Genomic DNA, 5,452 nt, shown 5'->3' on the forward strand with positions numbered 1-5,452 from the left:
ATATCACGCATAATATGCGCATGTTGCTTACCGCATAACTCTGCAATTTCACGACTAGACATCGTTTGAACTGTTGTATTTTGAAAATTTCTTTCAGATGTTGTGATAAAATTATGCATGCTTCACTCCATTCGTTGTGACAACATTGTCATTGTGCTTGATTTGCTGTCTTAGATGTCTTAAGAAATCTTCTAATGTTTCAGGATTTGAATAATCGATTTTTGAATTTACTTTTTTTTCGCATTTCAGAAAATATTCACGCACTTGTTTACCTTTGAGACCAGGTTCACAAATGGCAATGTGTTTTGCTGTGTCTAAAGTGAGAGCATAATCTTTAAAAGGATTTCCACGTGAGGAGTTTGATAATTCTTTAGTAGAAAGTACAAAGTCGACATCTTCTCTAAAGCTAAGTTCTTTAATACAGTTTGTTATCCACTTTCTAAACTCGGTTTTTACCTCTAAAAAGGTATATAAATCACGAGCGCTAATAGTTTGAACCTTTTGATGCTGGATAATATTGTATTGAGTAGCAAGAAGCTTTTCCATTACGAACCTCATGTTGATGGGATTGATGAATGAAAGGGGGCGCTTTTAAATGCGCCCTTCAGAATTTAAAGCACATCACAAGGACGCAAACGGTGTTGTTGTTCGTAAGTACCGTAAATCTCATCATTATATTTTTCGTCTGCGATCTCGTCTAAAAGTTCTTGGTAAACATCACTTTCGCGTACAAAGTCATGAACCTCACTATCCTCATGGAGATGTTCGATATTTTCTTTTACATATGCTTCTGCAATCTCTTCAGAGATATCTTCACAATTATTCTCAGAAGGATTGATGCGAAAGATTTGGATTGCATCATCTACCTCATCAACAATGCTTAGAATTTGGCTTGCATCAAGTGGTCCAGACTCTGCAATGTGTTGATCTTTATCGTAGGCAACTAATAAAATTTCATTGGAATTTATAAGAATTGGCTTATCCATAATTTTTCCTCCCTAACGCCTCTTGGCGATTGTTTGTGCGTGGTTTATATAATTACTTATATAACTATAATTATAAAATAGTAAGCAAAAAATTATAAAAAGTTATATTTTTATAAAAAATATTATAATATCTTGCTGAATAAGAGGGGAGGATAATTAGCGATAAGTCCGAATCATCTTGCTGTAAGAACTTATTGGCAAAATAGCAAATATCTCTCCAACCCACACAATTTTAACATTCTTAATAGGCAAGGCATTCCAAGAAAGCAGATCTATTTCACCATTCATTCCCCTGCTAATCTGCTTTATATATCTTTTATTATCATGTGTTAAAATAACGGCTTCTTTGCCAAAAAAGGATTCTATTGTTTTAATTTGGCGCCGTCTTACGATAACCATATCTCCATCTTTATAGGCTGGAATCATAGAATCTCCTTTAACTTCAAAAGCAACCATATCATCAGGTAAAGCAAAAGGAATTTCTACTTGTTCAAGACCATCTTCAGGGATTTGTTCAAAACTTGGATCTATCTGTGTTCCTGTTCCAATATACCCCATAAGAGGAACAAAAGTTGTGAAGTGATTATCCCCTTTTAGTTCTTTATATAATTCTAAAATGGCATCTCGATTAGAGCCGCGTGGATCAGAATCTTTTAACCACTTAGACACTGAAGCTTGTGTTACGTTTAGCCGTTTGGCTACATCTTCTTGCGTTAAGTTAAACTCGGTCAAAATCTTTTTTAATGTGCTTATGATATTAGATTTATTACTCATACTTCTGCTTACCTTATTTTTTTATCGTTGATAAAGATAATTTTCATTGACTTTATATAACTATAATTATATGAATAAAATAAGACAAAGCTGTAATTGGAGCTTGTAAATGGATCAACGAGAAGATTTTAAGAATTTGACTAAGTCAATACGGGGCAAATTTAATTGAACACAATCAGAAATGGCGAAAATGCTTGGTGTAACTCAAGCAGCTGTTTGCAAGTGGGAAAAAAGAGGATCTATCTCCGTAATAAATTATCTCAAGCTGCAAAAGTTGAAGGATAGTTCTAGCCCTATGCCTGCTTTTACTACTTCTCCCACAGAAAAGAATGAACATCAACAGCATCATTCACATTCTTAAAGAAGAAAGATCAGAGATGATAGATGTCCTACAGATCACTATAAGCAAAGTCCAGTTGATTGATCTTGTTAATAAGATTGGACAGGAAACCATATATTATGGTCTCCGTTCGCCTGAAGATGCATGTTTTGAAATAAGGATAGATCCCTCATCAACAGGTTTTCTTGTCTATATGCTGCATAGTATCTTTGCGCGTGATGATAGAAAATATTTTCCGTTATTTCCGTACGATGATTTTAATCAATGGTTTTTATCTGTGTTTACGCAAGCTTTTACAACTTGGTTTGATAATTATTTTTCTCAAGAGTTGTCATCTTTTTATCGCTTAAATGAGCTGATCTTGTTTACAGCCTTAGTCAAAAGTAAGCTTGATTTCTTAAGGGATAAACTCATCGAAAAAAGAAAAGAAGAAATTGAATTAATAGATGATGCATGCAGTGTGTGTCTGAATCTGAGTTAATCCAATTTTTTAAAGTCTATGAGGTCGGTTTGTGTCGTTACAGTCATTGTTGTTTCTGGTTTCAATGGGGATGTATGAGTAATGATTAAAGTAACTTGGGCTTTTATATCTTCTTCACGCGCAGCTACAAAAATAAGGATTCCTGTGTACTTATCTTCTGAGGGAGCTATAGAAATATTAACATCGATTTCTTGTCCCGTTCGAAAATCCTTTGCTTTCTCACAGTATCCGGATGATATTGTGTGTGACGTTGGTCTGGCATCAGGATTAACATATGGTGATTGCATTTGCCGCAATCTTATTTCCGGTTTGTATCTAATGCCATATCCAAGAATAAAGCGAGAACCATCTTTTAGCTTTATATTTAAAACGTGGATGACAGTTTGTGCATTGTTTTTTATCTTTAAACAAAGAAGCGTCCACTTGCCTTTTGTTGGCAAGTGGGGTCCAGTTATATATATATAGAAGGTGGCGTTCCTAAATCCTCTACTCTTTTGTTATCTAACAAAATTTTAATATGTTCTTCTGACCATTTGGCAAGATCTTTTGTCGATATTGCTTGCTCTTTAAGAACTATCGTCTGTTCTTGGCTTTCTGCAAATTGCTTGCTTATCCATTCTCTATCTTCTTCTCGTTTTTTTGCAGCTGTTTCTAAATCATCTTTGCGGATTTTAGCGGCTTCTTTACGGTCTTTATTTCTTAAAATAAGCGCTACTGAAAGAGATCCGATAAATGACAGGAAACCTGTAAGAAATATCTTTATCCATTCTTGTATCATAACTCCCCCCACTTTTTTAGAATCGTTGGGAGGATACTTTTTCAAAAACATTTTTTCAAGACAAGCAATCACAACACGTTCTGTCATAACACACATATAAATACGTAGAGCCTTAAGGGGGGATTATGACCACTAACGCACAAACCATTTTATGTCTTGATCTAGGGACCAAGACAGGCTGGGCAATATGCGGTGCGGATGGTCACATAACAAGCGATACAGAAGATTTTCAATCACGCCGTTTTGAAGGCGGTGGTATGCGTTATTTACGCTTTAAACGGTGGCTTACTGAACTAAAGAGATCTGTTGATGAAATTGACGCGGTATATTTTGAAGAGGTGCGCCGGCATGTGGGTACAGACGCTTCTCATATTTACGGAGGCTTTCTAGCAACCTTAACAGCGTGGTGTGAACATCATCAGATACCATATGAAGGCATTCCTGTTGCTACCATTAAGAAAGCAACGACAGGCAAAGGAAATGCTTCAAAAGAAGAAATGATTAAGGCAATGCGTGCAAAAGGTCACACGCCTTGTGATGATAATGAAGCAGATGCTTTGGCAATTTTATATTTAACGAAAGAAGGGGATATACATGTCCAGTAAAATACCATGGACGAGACTGTTTGCCGATAAATGGGCGGTGGTCGTCGATTATTTACCTCCTGTAGAAGGTAATATCTATATGAGATTGCGGTTTCGCATGCTTCGTACTGGTGAACCTCTTTTTTGTAACATTAAAGTTTTGTCTCATTACATTGGTTATTCAGTAAAGAAATTTGAGACAGCTTTGAATGTTTTGCTAGAAGAAGGATATATTATTCGTTTAGCAGATGGTCGTTTATGGAATCTCGATGTTGAAGAAGAATTAAAAAATTGCAATGAGAATTTAAATAAACTTTCAGAAAAAGCTATAAAAGCTGCGAATACTAAGAGAAAAAAACATAAAGATGACTCATCAAAAGACCATGATGATGTCATCACGAGGTCATGATGACATCATGATGAAACACATTAACATAGACAATAACATATATAATAAAAAAACTAAAACTATCGTTTTAGCAAAAAAAGAAATTGGTTCTGAAAGTTTAGAAACAAACGAACAGGTTGACGAGCCAACAGAGGTTGCTGTTGTTGAGACCACATCAGAGCAAATCGAAACCTCATCAGACAACCAACCTCCCATTCACGAGCAAGAGAACGTTCCCAAAAAAGCAAAACGAGCGCAAGCTAATCGCGGTTGTCGATTGCCAGAGGATTTTGAACCCGATTACGATTTTGCAATCGAAGAGGGCTTGCCTCCAGAGCGCGTGAAAGTCGAAATCGCAAAATTTCGAGATTATTGGCGTTCAAAAGCCGGAGCAAATGCAACCAAAACCGATTGGCAAGCAACATGGCGTAACTGGGTACGAAAGGCTATCGAGGTTTTAGAAAAAACAAAAAACACGAACAACAATGGTGGAAACAATGGAAATTACACTCAAAAGCAAAAAAGCATTGGGGAGCGTATCGCAGACAGTCTCCTTGATATCGGAAATCGAGGGTATTTTGAAACACATTCATGCGATGATACCTCCGAGCGGTCCGTTTGTTTTGAAGGATGGCAGCCAATTAACGAAACAGCAGGAATCGATTGCTTTAGAGGCTGGTGATCAATTGCAAGAGCTCTTCGCCGTGAAAGCAGGTAAAGAGGATATAGCAAAAGCTATTCGCATGCTGTCGTGTGGTTTGAAAATAGCACAACAATCAGACCATGAGGGAATGGCGTTGACCTATGGAATGGTTTTGGAAAATGTCTCTGCATGGTCACTGATGACAGTGGTCAAACGGATTTTATGTGATGAAATAAATTGTTTATCCGATACGTTTTTTCCGAGCACACGAGAACTTGTCAGGTTGTGTCGAGATTTAGAAAACAGTCTTTTGAGAAAAGCCAATTTTGTACGCAATGCTGTTTTGAGATTCCGTGAAAAGGAGTTGAAAGAACAAGCAGAGAAAGAGCATTCAACACCTATAACGCTTGTTCACAAGCAAGAGCTTGAAGAGACTTTAAATGGCATTGGTGGGATAATGAAACGCTTTGGTCCACAG

8 protein-coding genes and 3 pseudogenes are annotated in these 5,452 nt (G+C 36.7%); 5 read left to right on the plus strand and 6 right to left on the minus strand.

Translation table 11 applies throughout. The annotated features are described in order from the left end of the window. From ACFIL8_RS07290 to ACFIL8_RS07305, 4 genes and pseudogenes are all read right to left on the minus strand, one after another. Positions 1-119, minus strand: a pseudogene (locus ACFIL8_RS07290) (phage regulatory protein/antirepressor Ant); the annotation flags it as partial. Further along, positions 112-546, minus strand: a complete 435-nt coding sequence (locus tag ACFIL8_RS07295; RefSeq protein WP_375613828.1) for an antA/AntB antirepressor family protein — start codon at positions 544-546, stop codon at positions 112-114. The pseudogene ACFIL8_RS07290 and the gene ACFIL8_RS07295, both read right to left, overlap by 8 nt. Positions 547-611: 65 nt before the next feature. Then, positions 612-986, minus strand: coding sequence for a hypothetical protein (locus ACFIL8_RS07300; protein WP_375613829.1), 375 nt, complete (start codon positions 984-986; stop codon positions 612-614). A 156-nt stretch (positions 987-1,142) separates the two neighbouring features. Then, positions 1,143-1,760, minus strand: coding sequence for a helix-turn-helix transcriptional regulator (locus ACFIL8_RS07305; protein WP_375613830.1), 618 nt, complete (start codon positions 1,758-1,760; stop codon positions 1,143-1,145). A 109-nt stretch (positions 1,761-1,869) separates the two neighbouring features. On the opposite strand from ACFIL8_RS07305, the pseudogene ACFIL8_RS07310 reads away from it, so the two are divergent. Then, a pseudogene (locus ACFIL8_RS07310) lies at positions 1,870-2,121 on the plus strand (helix-turn-helix transcriptional regulator). A gap of 55 nt (positions 2,122-2,176) precedes the next feature. Continuing rightward, positions 2,177-2,581, plus strand: coding sequence for a hypothetical protein (locus tag ACFIL8_RS07315; RefSeq protein WP_375613831.1), 405 nt, complete (start codon positions 2,177-2,179; stop codon positions 2,579-2,581). Here ACFIL8_RS07315 and ACFIL8_RS07320 read toward each other — a convergent pair. Both ACFIL8_RS07320 and ACFIL8_RS07325 read right to left on the minus strand, forming a co-directional pair. After that, positions 2,578-2,868 (minus strand): hypothetical protein, encoded by a 291-nt coding sequence (locus ACFIL8_RS07320; RefSeq protein WP_375689283.1) that lies wholly within the window; start codon positions 2,866-2,868, stop codon positions 2,578-2,580. The genes ACFIL8_RS07315 and ACFIL8_RS07320 overlap by 4 nt on opposite strands. Before the next feature lie 164 nt (positions 2,869-3,032). Then, on the minus strand, positions 3,033-3,455 hold the full coding sequence (locus ACFIL8_RS07325) for a hypothetical protein (RefSeq protein WP_375689285.1): 423 nt from the start codon (positions 3,453-3,455) through the stop codon (positions 3,033-3,035). 29 nt (positions 3,456-3,484) lie between these two features. On the opposite strand from ACFIL8_RS07325, the gene ACFIL8_RS07330 reads away from it, so the two are divergent. From ACFIL8_RS07330 to ACFIL8_RS07340, 3 genes and pseudogenes are all read left to right on the plus strand, one after another. Next, positions 3,485-3,964, plus strand: coding sequence for a crossover junction endodeoxyribonuclease RuvC (locus tag ACFIL8_RS07330; RefSeq protein WP_375613833.1), 480 nt, complete (start codon positions 3,485-3,487; stop codon positions 3,962-3,964). Beyond that, positions 3,954-5,013 (plus strand): annotated as a pseudogene (locus tag ACFIL8_RS07335) (hypothetical protein). Before ACFIL8_RS07330 ends, ACFIL8_RS07335 begins: the two are co-directional and overlap by 11 nt. Next, positions 4,955-5,452 (plus strand): hypothetical protein (locus ACFIL8_RS07340; protein WP_375689287.1); only part of this gene is annotated, 498 nt, incomplete at its 3' end. The pseudogene ACFIL8_RS07335 and the gene ACFIL8_RS07340, both read left to right, overlap by 59 nt.

Source organism: Bartonella sp. AP57NXGY, from assembly GCF_042195805.1.
Taxonomy (GTDB): Bacteria; Pseudomonadota; Alphaproteobacteria; order Rhizobiales; family Rhizobiaceae; genus Bartonella.